General features: G+C 71.0%; 13 protein-coding genes. 2 read left to right on the forward strand and 11 right to left on the reverse strand.

Features of this window, described 5'->3' with window-relative positions:
• The first annotated feature begins 21 nt into the window (after positions 1 to 21).
• Complete coding sequence (locus BM272_RS03260) at positions 22 to 2,112, forward strand: VTT domain-containing protein (RefSeq protein ID WP_159433009.1); 2,091 nt, start codon at positions 22 to 24, stop codon at positions 2,110 to 2,112.
• Positions 2,112 to 2,783, forward strand: coding sequence for an endonuclease/exonuclease/phosphatase family protein (locus BM272_RS03265; RefSeq protein ID WP_093427289.1), 672 nt, complete (start codon positions 2,112 to 2,114; stop codon positions 2,781 to 2,783). The genes BM272_RS03260 and BM272_RS03265 overlap by 1 nt, the downstream gene beginning before the upstream one ends.
• A 35-nt stretch (positions 2,784 to 2,818) precedes the next feature.
• Here BM272_RS03265 and BM272_RS03270 read toward each other — a convergent pair whose 3' ends face one another.
• The 11 genes from BM272_RS03270 to truA all read right to left on the reverse strand — a co-directional run bounded on the left by BM272_RS03270 (position 2,819) and on the right by truA (position 15,696).
• The gene (locus tag BM272_RS03270; protein WP_093427290.1) at positions 2,819 to 5,647 is read right to left on the reverse strand and encodes an EAL domain-containing protein; all 2,829 of its coding nucleotides are present in this window, start codon (positions 5,645 to 5,647) and stop codon (positions 2,819 to 2,821) included.
• Positions 5,644 to 6,849 carry an O-succinylhomoserine sulfhydrylase gene (locus BM272_RS03275; protein WP_093427291.1) on the reverse strand — a complete coding sequence of 402 codons (1,206 nt, stop codon included), beginning with the start codon at positions 6,847 to 6,849 and terminating at the stop codon, positions 5,644 to 5,646. Before BM272_RS03275 ends, BM272_RS03270 begins: the two co-directional genes overlap by 4 nt.
• Positions 6,850 to 7,060: 211 nt before the next feature.
• Positions 7,061 to 8,578, reverse strand: coding sequence for an amidophosphoribosyltransferase (purF, locus tag BM272_RS03280; protein ID WP_093427292.1), 1,518 nt, complete (start codon positions 8,576 to 8,578; stop codon positions 7,061 to 7,063).
• 38 nt (positions 8,579 to 8,616) lie between these two features.
• Complete coding sequence (locus tag BM272_RS03285) at positions 8,617 to 9,108, reverse strand: CvpA family protein (RefSeq protein ID WP_093427293.1); 492 nt, start codon at positions 9,106 to 9,108, stop codon at positions 8,617 to 8,619.
• Positions 9,109 to 9,365: 257 nt separating this feature from the next.
• Positions 9,366 to 10,019 (reverse strand): SPOR domain-containing protein, encoded by a 654-nt coding sequence (locus BM272_RS03290; RefSeq protein ID WP_093427294.1) that lies wholly within the window; start codon positions 10,017 to 10,019, stop codon positions 9,366 to 9,368.
• A gap of 67 nt (positions 10,020 to 10,086) precedes the next feature.
• A complete protein-coding gene (gene folC, locus BM272_RS03295) occupies positions 10,087 to 11,358 on the reverse strand; it encodes a bifunctional tetrahydrofolate synthase/dihydrofolate synthase (RefSeq protein WP_093427295.1) in 1,272 nt (423 codons plus the stop codon).
• The gene (accD, locus tag BM272_RS03300; RefSeq protein WP_093427296.1) at positions 11,348 to 12,217 is read right to left on the reverse strand and encodes an acetyl-CoA carboxylase, carboxyltransferase subunit beta; all 870 of its coding nucleotides are present in this window, start codon (positions 12,215 to 12,217) and stop codon (positions 11,348 to 11,350) included. The genes folC and accD overlap by 11 nt, the downstream gene beginning before the upstream one ends.
• Entirely contained in the window at positions 12,214 to 13,071 is an 858-nt protein-coding gene (trpA, locus tag BM272_RS03305) for a tryptophan synthase subunit alpha (RefSeq protein ID WP_093427297.1), read from the reverse strand. The genes accD and trpA overlap by 4 nt, the downstream gene beginning before the upstream one ends.
• A complete protein-coding gene (gene trpB / locus BM272_RS03310) occupies positions 13,068 to 14,291 on the reverse strand; it encodes a tryptophan synthase subunit beta (RefSeq protein WP_240307989.1) in 1,224 nt (407 codons plus the stop codon). Before trpB ends, trpA begins: the two co-directional genes overlap by 4 nt.
• A complete protein-coding gene (locus BM272_RS03315) occupies positions 14,275 to 14,901 on the reverse strand; it encodes a phosphoribosylanthranilate isomerase (RefSeq protein ID WP_093427299.1) in 627 nt (208 codons plus the stop codon). The genes trpB and BM272_RS03315 overlap by 17 nt, the downstream gene beginning before the upstream one ends.
• Positions 14,902 to 14,913: 12 nt before the next feature.
• Positions 14,914 to 15,696, reverse strand: coding sequence for a tRNA pseudouridine(38-40) synthase TruA (gene truA, locus BM272_RS03320; RefSeq protein WP_093427300.1), 783 nt, complete (start codon positions 15,694 to 15,696; stop codon positions 14,914 to 14,916).
• Between the last annotated feature and the right edge of the window lie 40 nt (positions 15,697 to 15,736).

The following is a 15,736-nucleotide window of genomic DNA, read 5'->3' on the forward strand; positions in this document are numbered from 1 at the left end:
GACGACCATCCGGAGGGCACCGTGGAAGCCGCCGACCGCCTCATCCATCCCGGGGAAAACGTCTGGCTGGAGGCCGACGTGGACCGCTGCGGCTGGGCCATCGACGGGGCCGCCTATTACCGCGCCGTCCGCGAAACGGCGCTGGCCGCGGAACAGACCCTCTACATCCTGGGCTGGGACGTGGACAGCCGCCTGGAGCTCATCCGCGGGGGGCCGGCGGCCGATGGCCTGCCGACCGCGCTGGGCCCCTTTCTGGATGCCGTGCTCCAGCGACGGCCGGGGCTGCACATCTACCTGCTGAGCTGGGACTTCGCCCTCATCTACGCCTTCGAGCGGGAGTGGCTGCCCTACTACCGCTGGCGCTGGCGCCGCCACCCCCGGCTCCACTTCCGCCTGGACGATGCCCACCCCCTGGGCGGCTCCCAGCACCAGAAGGTGGTCGTCGCGGACGACCGGGTCGCCATGGCCGGCGGCTTCGACCTCTCCCACTGGCGCTGGGACACCCCCGAGCACCGCGCCGACGACCCCCGTCGCCGGGACCCCCACGGCCATCCCTATCCCCCCTTCCACGACGCCGCCATGGTCGTGGCCGGCGAGGCGGCGGCGCGGCTGGGCGAGATGGCCCGACAGCGCTGGCTGGACGCCACCGGCGAGGTACCCCGGACCCCGCAGCGGGAGCCTTCCACCCTCGCCTGGCCGGAGTCGATACCACCGACCACCGGGCCGGCCCGGGTGGCCATCGCCCGCACCCTCCCGGCCTGGGGGCAACGCCGGCCCGTGCGCGAGGTGGCCGCCCTCTACCGCGACTCCATCGCCGCCGCCCGGGCGACCATCTACATCGAGAACCAGTACTTCACCTCCACCGCCATCACCCGCGCCCTGGCCAAGCGGCTGGCCGAACCGGACGGCCCCACGGTGATCCTGGTCCTGCCCCTGCGTACCGGCGGCTGGCTGGAGCAGCACACCATGGACGTCCTGCGCGACCGGCAGCTGGAGGCCCTGGCCGCCGCCGACCACCACGGCCGCCTGCGGGTCCTCTATCCCGACGCCCCCGGGCTGGCGAACACGCCCATCAGCGTCCATGCCAAGATCACCATCATCGATGACCGGCTGGCGCGCATCGGCTCGGCCAATACCTCCAACCGCTCCCTGGGGCTGGATTCCGAGTGCGATCTCGCCCTTCCGGGCCGGGATGAGGAGACCAGCGCCGCCGTCGCCGGCCTGCGCCATCGACTGCTGGCCGAGCACCTGGGGACCACCGTGGACACGGTGGCCGCCGCCGAACGGGAGCAGGGCGGAACCCTGCCGGCCCTGGAGGCGCTGAACACCGGCGAACGCTGCCTGCGCCCGCTGCCCTTCCCGGGAGCCCGGGACACCCTGGACCCGGATGCCGAACTCATCGATCCCGACGGCCCCCTGGATCCGGCCCAGCTGGCCAGTAATGTCGCTCCGCTGGCGCCGAGCCGGCTCCTGCGCCACCTCGACCGCCGACTGCAGGCCACCCTGGCCGTGGTCCTGATGGTCCTCGCCGCCTACCTCCTGGGGGGAGAGCGCCCCTGGCTTGCCGCGGCGCTGAACCCGGCACCGGGAGCGGATGAACTGGCCATCCTCACGCTGGGACTGGCGGCGGCCGGCCTGGTGGGACTGCCGATCTGGGCGGTCACCGCGATCCTGGTGGTCGCCGCCGGCCCCCTGGCCGGCGGCGGAATCGCCTGGCTGATTACCCAGGTGGCCGCGGCGGCGGGGTTCGAGGGGGGTCGACGCCTGGGACGGCGCCGGATCCATCGACTCCTGGGCCACCGGGTGACCGCCATCGCCCGCCGCCTGGGCCGCCACGGCGCGGCCACCGTGGCCGCCCTGCGCCTGGTCCCCACGGCCCCCTTCGCCCTGGTCAATCCGGCGGCCGGGGCCGGCGGGATCAGCCGCCCCGCCTACCTCGTCGGCACGGCCCTGGGCACCGTGCCCGGTATCGCTGCCACGGTCCTGGTCACCGATAGCCTGCGCACGGCGCTGCTGGAACCGGGAGTCGTCTCGCTGGGCCTCCTCGCCGGCGTCATGGCCGCCGTGGCCGGGCTGCGCCTGACCCTGCACCACCGCGTCGGGAAGGGGTGATGGAGGTCCGGATTGCCTCCTGGAACATCCATGGCGCCCTCGGCGGCGATGGCCGGCACGACCCGGCCCGGACCGCCGCGGTGATCGACGAACTGGCGGCGGAGGTCATTGCCCTCCAGGAGGTGGACGGCGTCCTGCTGGGAGAGGTGGCCGCCGCCACCGGCCTGACACCGATAGCCGGCCCCACTGGCTGGCGTCGGCGGCCGGGCTACGGCAATGCCCTGCTGACCTCGGCGCGACTGGTCCGCCACGCCCTGGTGGACCTCAGTCAGCCGGGCCGGGAACCACGCGGGGCGGTGGATGCCGACCTGCTCTGCCACGGCCGGCCGGTGCGCGTCCTGGCCACCCACCTGGGCCTGCGCCCCGGCGAGCGGCGCCGCCAGACCCGCGCGCTGCTGACGCGGCTGGCCGCCACCGGGCCGTCACCGACGCTGCTCCTGGGGGATCTCAACGAGTGGTTCCTGTGGGGCCGGCCCCTGCGCTGGCTCCGGCGCCACTTCGGCGCCACGCCCACACCGGCGACCTTCCCGGCCCGCTGGCCCCTGCTGGCCCTGGACCGGATCTGGGTGGAGCCGCGCGCGGCCCTGCGGGCGCTCTGGCGCCACGACTCCCCCCTGGCGCGCCGCGCCTCGGATCACCAGCCGCTACTGGCGCGGGTGGAACTGCCCTAGGGCGGGCCCGGCTGCCCCGTCCGGGAGCTGCCCGGTCAGGGATGGGTACCGTTGCTGATGGGCTCCAGGCGGGGCCGCTGGAGGAGTTCACTGATGTTCCCGGCATCGGCCGGGCGCGCGAAGAGGAAGCCCTGGATGAGATCGCAGCCGTAGCGGCGCATGTAGTCGAGCTGCTCTTCCGTCTCCACGCCCTCGGCGACCGACTGGACGTCGAGGTTGTCCGCAAGGCTGAGGATGGTCCGCGTCACGGCGCCGCCACCCCGCTCCAGGTCCTGGACGAAGGAGCGGTCGATCTTGAGCGTGTTGATGGGGAAGTCGCGCAGATAGGCCAGTGAGGAGTAGCCGGTCCCGAAGTCGTCCAGGGCCACCGAGACGCCCAGTTCCTGGAGGGCGTGCAGGGTCTGGCGGACCCGGAAGATGTCGGTCATCAGCATGCTCTCGGTGATCTCCAGCTCCAGCCCACCGGGCGGCAGGCCACTGCGGTCCAGGACACGTTCGATCTCCTGAACCACGTTGGCATGCCGGAACTGGGGGGCCGCCAGGTTCACGGCGACCGTGAGATCCCGGTGCCCCTCGTCACGCCAGAGTCGGGTCTGGCGGCAGGCCTCGGCGAGGATCTGCTCGCCCACCACGCCGATGAGGCCGGTCTCCTCCAGCACCGGCACGAACTGCGCCGGCGAGACGGTTCGCCCGTCATCGCCCTGCCAGCGCAACAGCGCCTCGTTGCCGACAATGCGACCATCGGCGGCGATCACCTTGGGCTGATAGTGGAGCGAGAAGCCCTCCCCCTTGTCCACCGAGCGGCGCAGCTCCGCCTCCAGGGCGATGCGCTCGGCCGCCATCTCGTTCATCTCCGAGGCGTAGAAGCGGAAGCCGTTCCCCCCCTCGTTCTTCGCCTGGTACATCGCCGATTCGGCGTTGCGCAGGAGCGTGGTCAGGTCCCGACCGTCGTACGGGTAGACGGCAATCCCCAGGGAGCCGGTGGCGTAGATCTCCTGGTCCCCGAGCTGGAAGGGGTGCTCCAGGGGGCGCAGCACCCGGCTGGCCGCCGCCGCCACGTCGTCGGTGTCCTCCACGCCCTCCAGCAGGACGGCGAACTCGTCCCCGGAGAGGCGCGCCAGGGTGTCCCCGGGGGCCAGCTCCTCCCCCATGCGCCGGGCCGCCTCCTGGAGCAGGGCATCCCCCAGGGCGTGGCCCAGCCCCTCGTTGATGCCCTTGAAGCGGTCCAGGTCGATGAACATCAGGGCAACCTGCTCGTTCTCCCGCTCGGCCACCTCCAGGGCGTGGTTGCTGTGCTCGTGGAACAGCTCCCGATTGGCCAGGCCGGTGAGGCCGTCGTAGTACGAGAGATAGCGCAGCCGCTCCTCGGCCTCCTTGCGATCGGTGATGTCGAAGAAGATGCCGACGTAGTAGCGCACCTCCCCCGCCTCGTCCCGGATATTGGAGATGGAGAGCCATTCGGGGTAGACGGTTCCGTCCTTGCGCCGGTTCCAGACCTCGCCCTGCCAGCGCCCCTCGGCCTGGATGGTCGCCCACATGGACTGGTAGAAGGAGCGGCTCTGCTGCCCCGACTGGAGCATGGAGGGGTTGTTGCCCACCGCCTCCTCGGGACCGTAACCGGTGATCTCCGTGAAGGCATGGTTGGTCCGGATGATGGTCCCGTCCGGGCGGGTGATGATCAGGCCCTCGCGGAGGTTCTCGATGACCTCCTCGGAGAGCCGGAGCTGGTCGGCGGTCTCCCGGTGGCGCTCCACCTCCTCGGAGAGATCGCGCGTCCGCTCCGCCACCCGCGCCTCCAGCGTATCGTGGGCATGCTGCAGCGCCTCGTGGTTCTGCCCCAGCCGGCGGTGGAGGTGCTGGAAGTAGATGGCGGCCACGGTCATGAAGAGGAAGAGCGCGGCCAGGGCGGAGACGACCTTCCAGTGGCGCTGCAGGAGGTCCCAGAGGGCGACGGGCACCGGCTTCCAGGGACCCATCCGGAGTTCCTGCATGAGCTCGCGGACGGGCTGGTAATCCACCGGTACCGCCCAGGAGGGCGCACGGCCCGCCCAGGTCGTCCAGCCCTCCGGCTCCATGGCCAGCAGGCTCAGCGTGACATCCCGGGCGAGCCCCTCATCGGTCCCGGGGAGGCGCGCCAGGGGCCATTCCGGATAGAGGCGGGTACTGTGGATGAGGGGGAAACCGGGAACCGGCTGGTATTCCGGCGGCCGTAGGATGCGCAGCCGCTCCAGCTCCACGGCCCCCTCGGTCGCCATCCGTTCGAGGGTGTCACTGCGAACGACGCCGACTTCGGCCCCGCCCTCCAGGACCGCGTCGACCACGGCGTCGTGGTTGCCGGTCCAGTCCAGGTTCGCGAAGTCCCGGGGTTGGATGCCGTGTTCCTCCAGCAGGCGGCGGACCATGAGCCAGCCGCCCAGGGATTTGCGGTCCACCGCCATCACCCGGGCACCTCGCAGGTCCTCCAGCTCGCGGATATCGGTCTCCTCCCGGGTAAAGAGGACGCCGCCGAAGCGGGCGAGGCGAGTCTCGCCCCAGTCGTGCTCCACGGTCAGAAGCCGCGTGGCCCCGAAACGCTGCTCGAACTCCACGTAGAGGTAGGGATTGGTGATGACGAAGTCCACCTGCCCCCGCTCGACCACGTCCCAGAGATCATCGAAACCCAGCGGCTCCAGGTGGACGGCGCGGTCGGGAAAGCGGTTATCCAGGTAGTCGACGGTGGGCTGCCAGAGTTCACGGGCCGCCTCCGGGCCACGCTTGGCCAGTACGCCGATGGTTACCGGCGCAGCGGCCCCCTCTTCCTGCGCGGCAACCACCCCCGGAACGAGGAGGGCCGCCAGGAGCAGGGAGAGCAGGAGCTGCTTCAAGGGGCGACTCCCGTCGCCGCTTCGAGGCCGCGCTGGAGATCGGCGCGCAGGTCGGCTACCGTCTCCAGCCCCACGGCGATGCGGACCAGCCCTTCAGTGATCCCGGCCTCCTCCCGCTGCTCCGGGGTCATCCGGCTATGGGTGGTGGTCGCGGGATGGGTCACCGTGGTCTTGGCATCCCCCAGGTTGGCCGTGATGGAGGCGATCTCCAGGGCATCGATGAAGGCCCAGGCGGCGGCCCGCCCCCCTTCCAGCTCGAAGGCCAGCAGGCCCCCGGGGGCGCTCTGCTGCCGGGCGGCGAGGTCATGCCCCGGATGGGCGGCGAGCCCCGGATAGTGGACCCGGGCGATCCCCGGCTGTCCCTCGAGCCACGCCGCCAGCTCGCCGGCCGCGGCACTGTGGGCGCGCATGCGCAGGCTCAGGGTCTCCAGCCCCTTGAGGAAGATCCAGGCGTTGAAGGGGCTCATGGTGGGGCCGGCGGAGCGCAGGAAATTGTAGACCGCCCCCATCTCCGCCTCGCTCCCCACCACGGCGCCGCCCAGGGCCCGCCCCTGGCCGTCGATGTACTTGGTCGCCGAGTGGATCACGATATCCGCCCCCAGCTCCAGCGGGCGCTGCAGCGCCGGGGTGCAGAGGCAGTTGTCCACGGCCAGCCAGGCCCCGTGGGCGTGGGCCACCTCGGCGATGGCGGCGATATCCGCGATCTCCAGCAGCGGATTGGAGGGCGTCTCCAGGAAGAAGAGCTTGGTCGCCGGGGTGGTCGCCGCCGCCCAGGCGTCCGGGTCAGTGGCGTCCACGAAGGTGGTGGTGATGCCGAAGCGGCTGAAGTGGTTGGCGAACAGCCCCACCGTGGAGCCGAAGAGCTGGCGACCGGCCACGATATGGTCGCCCTGGCTGAGCAGGCCCAGCCCCGTGGCGAGGATGGCCGACATCCCCGAGGCGGTGGCCACGCAGCGCTCGCCCCCCTCCATGGCGGCCAGGCGCTCCTGGAAGGTGCGGACCGTGGGATTGGTGAAGCGGGAGTAGATGTTCCCCGGCTCCTCGCCGGAGAAGCGGGCCGCCGCCTGGGCGGCGCTCTCGTAGACGAAGCTGGAGGTAGCAAAGATGGGTTCGGACTGCTCCGCCTCGGCCGTCCGGTGCTGGCCGGCGCGGACCGCGAGGGTCTCCGGGCCCAGTGGTGGACCTTTGGGATCGTTCGTCACTGCTCACCTCGGGTTTTTACGGTTCCTGCGGCACTGTCCCCCTCCCTGGAGTCCATCCCTCGTCGGAATCGCCGACTCGCCCTGCGCGGCAGGACGGCCCAGTCATGATCCATTTGGCCACAATACTAGCAACTCCCGCGCACCGTGTCCGGACTCCATCCCGTTCTGCCCATCTCGCTCCCGGACTGCCCCTACACGGATGCCGCCCGGTTCAGGCGTCGTTGTGCAGATCGACGATGGCGTTGTGGTTCAGCGACTCCTTGCCGGAGCGCGCCTCATCGTTGCGTGCCGCCTCCAGCTCGGTGAGGTACTCCGGGGTGATGTCCCCGGTGACATAATCACCGCAGAAGCAGGAGGCGTCGAAGCGGTGGATGTCGGGATTACCCTCGCGGGCGGACTCCTCCAGGTCGGCCAGATCCTGATACACCAGCCAGTCGGCGCCGATGGCCTCGCCAATGGCTTCCTCATCACGATCATGGCCGATGAGTTCCGTGACCGCCGGCATGTCGATGCCGTAGACGTTGGGGTAGCGCACCGGCGGCGCGGCGGAGGCGAAGTACACATTGCGCGCCCCACTGTCCCGGGCCATCTGCACGATCTGCTGGGAGGTGGTCCCGCGGACGATGGAGTCGTCCACCAGGAGGACGTTCTTGCCGCGGAACTCCAGTTCGATGGCGTTGAGCTTCTGCCGCACCGACTTCTTGCGCTGGGTCTGCCCCGGCATGATGAAGGTCCGGCCGATGTAGCGGTTCTTGATGAAGCCCTCGCGGTAGGTCAGCCCCAGGTGGTTGCAGAGCTCCAGGGCCGAGGTCCGGCTGGTATCGGGGATGGGAATGACCACGTCGATATCGTGATCCGGGTGTTCCCGGGCGATCTTCGCCGCCAGCTTCTCCCCCATGCGCAGGCGCGACTTGTAGACCGAGACGCCGTCGATCATGGAGTCCGGCCGGGCAAAGTAGACCTGCTCGAAGATGCAGGGGGAGAGCTGCGGGTTCTCGGCGCACTGGCGGGTGTGCAGCTGGCCGTCGGTGGTGATGACCACCGCTTCGCCCGGGGCGACATCGCGCACCATCTCGAAGCCGAGGACATCCACCGCCACCGACTCCGAGGCGACGATGTACTCCTCGCCCCCGTCCTCGGTGGTTCGCCGGCCGAAGACCAGCGGCCGGATCCCGTTGGGGTCGCGGAAGGCGATCACGCCGAAACCGGTGATCATGGAAACCGCCGCGTAGGCGCCGGAGCAGCGCCGATGGACGGCTCCGATGGCGTCGAAGACATCCTCCGGCTCCAGCGCTAGCTTGCCGCGCGCCTGGAGCTCGTGGGCGAAGACGTTGAGCAGGACCTCGGAATCGGAGTCGGTATTGATGTGGCGCTGGTCCTCCAGGAAGAGCTCCTCCTTGAGGGACTCCATGTTGGTAAGGTTGCCGTTGTGCGCCAGGGTGATGCCGTACGGGCTGTTGACGTAGAAGGGCTGCGCCTCGGCCGACGAGGCATTGCCCGCCGTGGGATAGCGCACGTGGCCGATCCCCATGGTGCCGGTGAGCCGCACCATGTGCCGGGTGTGGAAGACATCCCGCACCAGCCCGTTATCCTTGCGCAGGAAGAGCCGGTCACCATCGCAGGTGACGATGCCGGCGGCATCCTGACCGCGATGCTGGAGGACGGTGAGGCCGTCGAAGAGCGCCTGATTCACCGGCGCCTGGCCCACGATACCGATTACGCCACACATGGTCGGTTGCTTACCTCAGTGGTCGAAGGGGAAGTTCGTCAGGGGAAGCGGAAATGGTCCGCCAGATCCGGCGGCAGCCAGTCGCGCATCCAGTGGAGGACCGGTTCCATGTGGTCGATGAAGAGCGACTCGCCCCACCAGGCATCCTCGGGCAGGGGCGTCAGCCCCGCCAGGAACAGCAGCACGGCGGCCAGCACCACGCCGCGGCCGACACCGAAAAGGATGCCCACGGCGCGGTCGGTCCCGGTGAGCCCGGTACGCTGGACCAGCTGCCCCATGAGATTGTTCACCAGCCCCCCCAGGATGAGGGTGGTAATGAAGAGGATGAGGAAGGCCACGGAGAGCCGCGCCGAGGGCAGGGAGATGTAGGCGGTAAGCCAGCTCGCCAGCGGTTCGGCGAAGGAGAGCGCGATCCAGAAGGCGAGCACCCAGGCGGCCAGGGAGATCGACTCGCGGACGAAGCCGCGGGCGACGCTGATGAACGCAGAGACGGCGACGACCAGCAGAATGGCGTAATCGGCCCAGATCATGGCGCGGGTTCCGCAGCCCCGAAGAATTCAAAGCGGCATGGTAACACGGTGGTCACTTCCGGTTCACGCGGCGAGGTCGGCTCCTTCAAGATTGGGGGCTCTTCGGGGGTGGGCGGAGCGAGTCCCGGGTGCCAGGTACGCCGTGAAGACGTCCCTGTCGGCTCGACGGCAGCATCCCTGCTGCCGACGACCTGGCACCCGGAACTCGCACCACCCGCTGACCCTGCCCCGGCGGGCTCTCCCCGCAAAGTACGCCATTAGCCCTGATCCAGACCGTGGCGGACCACCATGCCGCGCACCCCGCCCTCCTGGCGCAGTGCCTCCTGCAGCGTCCGGGCCGCGGCGCGGTCCGGCTCCGGGCCCACGCGCACGCGGTAGACCTCGTCCTCGCCACTGCGATAACGCTCGACGTAGGCGGCGAAGTCCTGGCCGCGCAGGCGATCGCGCAGGGTCATGGCATTGCCGCGATCCCGGAAGCTCCCCACCTGGACCGACCAGGCGCGCATGCCTTCACCGGCATCCCCCGACCCGGCGTTCGCCTCGCCGGGGGGGGCATCGGGATCGGCCCCGGAACCCTGCTCCTCGGTCGGGGTCGTCTCCTCCCCGCCGTCGCCCTCCGCCGGCGCGGGGACCTTCGCCCCCAGCCGGGGCGGCGGCATGGCATCGCTCTCTGCCGTGTATTCGTCGACGATGGCCGGGGTCTCCGGCGTCTCCGGCCGCGGCGGGGGCTCCTCATCCAGGTCGATGACCTCGCGCCGGCTGCGATCCGCCGGCCGCTCGGGGATGTTGTCCTCCATGACCAGCTGGTCCAGCGGATCGGGGCCCGAGAGGAGCATGGGGACGAAGATCACGGCGAGGGCCACCAGGACGGCCGCCCCTACCAGGCGCTGCTTCAGACGGTCGGCTTCCATGACGCCTCCGCGGACTGGCTACCGGTGGCGGGCGCTCCCCGCCGCGACGACTGTAGCACGCTGCCCCTCAGGCCTCCGCCGGGGCCACCGCGGCCACGGTCTGGAAGGAGCCGAAGACCAGGATGCGGTCGCCGGTCCCCGCCGCCTGGCGCGCTGCTGCCAGGGCCGCCGCCGGATCGGGATAGACCCCGGCCACCGCGCCCCCGGCATCCACCACCGCCGCGGCCATGGATTCGCCATCCCGCCCCCGTTCCCCACCCAGGGCGGCGGGATACCAGGCATCCACCTGCTGGCTCAGGGGGTTCAGGGCGGCAGCGGCATCCTTGTCGGCGAGCATGGCGACCACGGCGTGGGTCCGGCCGATACAGGGGTGGCGCGCCAGGTTGCGTGCCAGGGCGCTGGTGGCCTGGCCGTTGTGGGCGACATCCAGGATGAGCGGGACATCACCGGGGAGCACCTGGAAGCGGGCCGGCAGCCGCACCTCCTCCAGGCCGCGGCGGATGGCCTGCTGCCCCAGCGGCAGCCGCGGCGCCAGGACCTCCACCACGGCCAGGGCGGTGGCGGCGTTTTCCAGCTGCCCCTCCCCGCGCAGTGCCGGGGGCGGCAGACCGCGTCGCACCCGGCCGCCACGGCCGATCCAGTGCCACCCCCCGGGGGCCGCCTCGACATCGAAATCCATGCCGCGCTGCCAGATCTCCGCTCCCTGGGCGGTGCTGGCGATGCTCGCGGGGGGTTCCGGGTCGCCCACCACCAGCGGCCGTCCCGGGCGGGCAATGCCGGCCTTCTCGGCGCCGATGGCCTCGCGGTCGTCACCCAGCCAGGCCTGATGGTCCAGATCGATGGTGGTGATGACGGCGACATCCGGCTCGGTAACATTGACCGCATCCAGTCGACCGCCGAGCCCCACCTCCAGGAAGACCGCATCCGGGCCGGCGTCCCCGAACAGGACCAGGGCCGCCAGGGTGGTGAATTCGAAATAGGTCAGGGTGATCTCGCCCCGGGCCCGGTCCACCCGCTCGAAGGCGGCCAGTAGCGCATCGTCCCCCACCTCGGCCCCGTCGAAACGGATACGCTCGTTGAAGCGGTGGATGTGGGGGGAACTGAAGGCGCCGGTACGATACCCGCCGGCCCGATAGCAGGCCTCCAGAAGGGCGACGGTGGAGCCCTTGCCGTTGGTACCCGCGACGCTGACGACCACGGAGGGCAGGCGCATCACCCCCAGCTCGGCGGCGACCACGGCCACCCGCTCCACGCCCAGGTCCCAGCTGCGCGGATGGAGGCCCTCCAGCCACTGCAGCCGGTTGGCGACGGTCCGGGCGGCGTCCCCCTCAGGCGGCATGGGGGCTCGGCTGATGGCGCAGGATGGTCAGCAGGCCGGAGAGGCGATCGCGCAGCTCCCGGCGATCACAGATGAGATCCACGGCGCCGTGCTCCACCAGGAACTCCGAGCGCTGGAAGCCCTCGGGCAGGGTCTCGCGCACCGTCTGCTCGATGACCCGGGGGCCGGCGAAGCCGATGAGCGCCTCCGGCTCGGCCACGTGGATGTCACCGAGCATGGCCAGACTGGCGGAAACGCCGCCCATGGTGGGGTCGGTGAGAACGGAGATGTAGGGCAGTCGCCGCCGGCGCAACCGGCCCAGGGCGGCGGAGGTCTTGGCCATCTGCATCAGGGAGAGCAGCGCCTCCTGCATGCGGGCGCCCCCGCTGGCGGTAAAGCAGACCAGCGGGCAGTCGTGCTCGATGGCGGCCTCCACGGCGCGGACGAAACGCTCGCCCACCACCGACCCCATGGACCCGCCCATGAAGCCGAATTCGAAGGCGGCGGCGACCACCGGCCGCTGGTGGAGCGTCCCGCGCTGGACCACCAGGGCGTCCTTCTCCCGGGTCTGCTTCTGGGCCTGGGCCAGCCGGTCCTTGTACTTCTTGCTGTCGCGGAAACGCAGGGCGTCCACCGGCTCCAGCTCGGCACCGATCTCCTCGCGCCCCTCGGCATCCAGGAAGAGGTCCAGGCGCTTGCGCGCCCCGATGCGCATGTGGTGCCCGCACTTGGGGCAGACCTCCTGATTGCGGTCCAGCTCCGGGCGGTAGAGCGTGGCGCTGCACCCGGGGCACTGGGTCCAGATCCCCTCCGGGACCTGGGCCTTCTTGCCGGCGCTGTCGGTGCGGATGCGCGAGGCGAGATTGCGGAACCAGCTCATTTCGAAGCCTCCTGATTCGTGTCCGGTGCGGCCGGATTCTCCAGCCCGTCCAGGGCGGCGCGCATGGCGGTGATCTCCCCGGCCACTGCCGCGGGGATGGAGGCCGGATCGTTGACCAGCGCCTCCATGCGTGCCACCAGGGCGCTTCCGACGACCACGGCATCGGCCACCTGACCCACGGCGGCGGCGGTCTCCGCATCCTTGATGCCGAAACCGACCCCCACCGGCAGCGCGGTGGCGGCGCGGACCGAGGCCACCCGCTCGCCCAGGCCGCCGAGATCGGGCCCGGCGCCACCGGTGACGCCCTTGATGGCCACGTAGTAGATAAAGCCCCTGCCCTGGCGGCAGACGGTCTCCATGCGCGCCGGGGTCGTGGTGGGCGAGACCAGGAAGATGGGTGCCAGACCGGCGGCGTGGAAGGCCGGAAGGGCATCGTCCTCCGCCTCTTCCGGCGGCAGATCCACCGTGAGCACCCCGTCCACGCCGGCGGCGGTGGCCGCCTCGGCAAAGGCGGCGTAGCCCATGGCCTCCACCGGATTGAGATAGCCCATGAGGACCACCGGCGTCGCCGTATCCTGGCGGCGGAATTCGGCCACCATCTCCAGAACCCGGCGCAGCCCGGTACCACCGGCCTGGGCACGCTCGTGGGCGCGCTGGATCACCGGCCCGTCGGCCATGGGGTCGGAGAAGGGGATACCCACCTCCAGCAGGTCGGCCCCGGCGGCCACCAGCTCGTGCATCAGCGGGACCGTGGTCCCGGCGGTCGGGTCCCCGGCCGTGATATAGGGGACCAGGGCGCGCCGGCCGGCCGCGGCCCGCTCGGCGAATCGCTGCTCGATGCGCTCGGCGGTCATAGGTCGTAGCCCTCCAGCCGCGCCACGGTGGCGATGTCCTTGTCCCCGCGTCCGGAGAGGTTGACCACCATGACCCCGTCCGGCCCCAGCTCGGGGGCCAGCTTGCGCGCCCAGGCCAGGGCGTGGCTGGACTCCAGGGCCGGGATGATCCCCTCGGTGCGGGAGAGCTCGTGGAAGGCGGCCAGGGCCTCCTCGTCGGTCACCGTCACGTAGTTGACCCGGCCGATGTCCTTGAGCCACGCGTGTTCGGGACCGACGCCGGGATAGTCCAGGCCGGCGGAGATGGAGTGGGTATCCATGATCCAGCCGTTCTCGTCCTCCATGAGGTAGGTCCGGTTGCCGTGGAGCACCCCGGGCCGACCGGCGGTGAGCGGCGCGGAGTGGCGGCCGCTCTCCATGCCCTCGCCGCCGGCCTCGACCCCGTACATGGCCACCTCCGACTCGGACAGGAAGGGATGGAACAGGCCGATGGCGTTGGAACCGCCGCCGACGCAGGCGACCAGCGCATCCGGCATGCGCCCCTCGGCCTCGCGGATCTGCTCGTGGGCCTCGCAGCCGATGATCGCCTGGAAGTGGCGGACCATCTCGGGATAGGGATGGGGCCCGGCCACGGTACCGATGATGTAGAAGGTGTCGTCGATGCGCGTCACCCAGTCGCGCATGGCCTCGTTCAGGGCGTCCTTGAGGGTGCGCGAGCCCGACTCCACCGGCACCACCTCGGCACCCAGCAGCCGCATGCGGTAGACGTTGGCCATCTGCCGCTGGACGTCGTCGGCCCCCATGTAGACCACGCACTCCAGGCCCAGCCGCGCGGCCACGGTGGCAGTGGCCACGCCGTGCTGGCCGGCGCCGGTCTCGGCGATGATCCGGGTCTTGCCCAGGCGCTTGGCGAGCAGCGCCTGGCCCACGGTGTTATTGATCTTGTGGGCACCGGTGTGGGCCAGGTCCTCGCGCTTGAGGTAGATCCGCGCGCCGCCGGCGGCGCGGGTCAGGTTCCCGGCCAGGTAGAGCGGCGTCGGCCGGCCCACGTAGTCGCGCAGGTCGCGCTGGAGCTCCTGCCAGAAGGCGTCGTCCCCGCGCACCTCGGCCCAGGCGCGGCGGAGCTCGTCCAGCGGCTCCATGAGGGTCTCGGAGACGAAACAGCCGCCGTAGCGGCCGAAGTGGCCCCGGTCGTCGGGGAAGGCGGCCCAGTCCACCGCCGGATCAGTCGGTTGTGCCACGTTGAACCTCGCTGATGAAGGCCTGCATGCGGGCCGGGTCCTTCCGGCCGGGGAGGGATTCCACACCGGAGCTGACATCCACGGCCCAGGGGGCAACCCGTTGCACCGCCATCGCCACGTTGTCCGGTTCCAGGCCGCCGGCCAGGATGATGGGCCGCGGTCGCTGGCTCGGAACCCGGTCCCAGTCGAAGGCCTCGCCGGTGCCGCCGGCGCGATCCGGCCGCCAGGCGTCCAGGAGGAAGCCGCTGGCGGCGGGATGGGCGGCCATTACGGCCGCCAGGTCGATATCGGCGCGCATGCGCACCGCCTTGATGTAGGGCCGGCCGAAGGCGCGACAGAGCGCCTCCGGCTCGTCACCGTGAAACTGCAGCCGATCCAGCGGGACCTGCTGCATCACCGTCTCCACCGCCGCCGGCTCGGGGTCCACGAACAGCCCCACCACCGTCACGAAGGGCGGCAGGGCGGCGACGATGGCCGCGGCGGCCTCGGGCTCCACCGCCCGCGGGCTCGGGTCGTGGAAGACCAGTCCGATGGCGTCGGCCCCGGCGGCCACCGCCGCGGCGGCATCGTCGGGAGTGGTCAGGCCGCAGATCTTGGTGCGTACGCGCATGATCGAGCAAGCCTACCAGAGGCCGGGATCCCCGGAAAGCTCCGGCAGGCCGAACTCGTCGGGGTAGCGGACCGCCGTGAGATAGAGGCCGCCGGGTCGGGCGGTCATGCCGGCCACCCTCCGATCCCGCGCCTCCAGGACCCGTCGGGGCCAGTCCTCGTCCGCCTCCCCGGCCCCCACGGCCATCAGCGTCCCGGCGAAGGTCCGGATCATGTGGTGGAGAAAGGCGTTGGCCTCCACGTCGATATGGATGAACGCCCCCCGGCGCTGGACGGTGAATTCGTGGACGGTCCGCACCGGGCTCTTCGCCTGGCAGGCCACCGCCCGGTAGGAGGTGAAGTCGTGGGTGCCCATGAGGGGGGCCGCCGCCCGCGCCATGGCCTCGGCGTCCAGGGGGCGGCGGTCCCAGACCACGCGCCGGTGGAGAATGGCCGGGCGGACATCGCGGTTGGCGATGATGTAGCGGTAGCGCCGGGCCACGGCGGAGAAGCGGGCATTGAAGTCATCGGCCACCGGCCGCGCCCAGCGTATCGAGATCGAGGGCGGCAGATTGGCATTGCCGCCGAAGACCCAGGCCCGCTCCTCGCGGTCGGCGTCGGTATCGAAGTGGATGACCTGGCCGGTGGCGTGGACGCCGGTATCGGTCCGCCCGGCGCACTGTACCGCCACCGGCCGGTCGGCGACCTTCGACAGCGCCGCCTCTACCTCGGCCTGTACCGAGGGCTGCCCGTCCTGGATCTGCCAGCCGCAGTAGGGCGAGCCGTCGTACTCCACTGCCGCTGCCCAGCGCGTCATGCTCTGCTCCCGCCTGAATGGAATCGCGGATCCTCGACCA

The sequence above is a fragment of the Thiohalospira halophila DSM 15071 genome (assembly GCF_900112605.1).
In the GTDB taxonomy this organism is placed as follows: Bacteria; Pseudomonadota; Gammaproteobacteria; order Thiohalospirales; family Thiohalospiraceae; genus Thiohalospira; species Thiohalospira halophila.

Excerpts from the sequence above, each read along its gene's own strand:
- folC (WP_093427295.1), bottom strand. The coding sequence starts at position 11,358 with ATGCCGCCTGAGGGGGACGCCGCCCGGACCGTCGCCAACCGGCTGCAG.
- trpA (WP_093427297.1), bottom strand. The coding sequence starts at position 13,071 with ATGACCGCCGAGCGCATCGAGCAGCGATTCGCCGAGCGGGCCGCGGCC.
- BM272_RS03285 (WP_093427293.1), bottom strand. The coding sequence starts at position 9,108 with ATGATCTGGGCCGATTACGCCATTCTGCTGGTCGTCGCCGTCTCTGCG.
- BM272_RS03315 (WP_093427299.1), bottom strand. The coding sequence starts at position 14,901 with ATGCGCGTACGCACCAAGATCTGCGGCCTGACCACTCCCGACGATGCC.
- accD (WP_093427296.1), bottom strand. The coding sequence starts at position 12,217 with ATGAGCTGGTTCCGCAATCTCGCCTCGCGCATCCGCACCGACAGCGCC.
- purF (WP_093427292.1), bottom strand. The coding sequence starts at position 8,578 with ATGTGTGGCGTAATCGGTATCGTGGGCCAGGCGCCGGTGAATCAGGCG.
- truA (WP_093427300.1), bottom strand. The coding sequence starts at position 15,696 with ATGACGCGCTGGGCAGCGGCAGTGGAGTACGACGGCTCGCCCTACTGC.
- BM272_RS03265 (WP_093427289.1), top strand. The coding sequence starts at position 2,112 with ATGGAGGTCCGGATTGCCTCCTGGAACATCCATGGCGCCCTCGGCGGC.
- BM272_RS03290 (WP_093427294.1), bottom strand. The coding sequence starts at position 10,019 with ATGGAAGCCGACCGTCTGAAGCAGCGCCTGGTAGGGGCGGCCGTCCTG.